Origin of the sequence: Neisseria sp. P0008.S010, assembly GCF_051962715.1 — a bacterium.
Lineage (GTDB): Bacteria > Pseudomonadota > Gammaproteobacteria > Burkholderiales > Neisseriaceae > Neisseria > Neisseria elongata.
Genome location: NZ_JBQCVA010000340.1, coordinates 1 through 259, shown reverse-complemented (window position 1 = coordinate 259; position 259 = coordinate 1). Strand labels below are relative to the sequence as shown.

1 protein-coding gene is annotated in these 259 nt (G+C 54.4%); it reads left to right on the top strand.

The window, feature by feature from the left end; genetic code table 11:
* On the top strand, positions 1 to 259 hold a 259-nt coding region (locus tag ACTHSL_RS13850), incomplete at both ends, for a rubrerythrin family protein (protein ID WP_440381737.1).

Below are 259 nucleotides of genomic sequence, written 5' to 3'. Positions count from 1 at the left end.
CCTACGGGTGGCTGCCGAGGCCGAAACCGTTCATGCGCACAGCCATCTGCGTGCGATGGAGGGAATCAAGTCCACCCAGGAAAATCTGAAGGAGGCGATAGCCGGAGAAACTCACGAGTTCAAGTCCATGTATCCGCAGATGATAACGGAAGCCGAGGCTGAAGGGAGCGCCCAGGCTCTGCGATCATTCAAATTCGCAAACGAAGTGGAAAAAGTTCATGCGGGACTTTATCAGAACGCTCTCGATACCCGAGTAGTC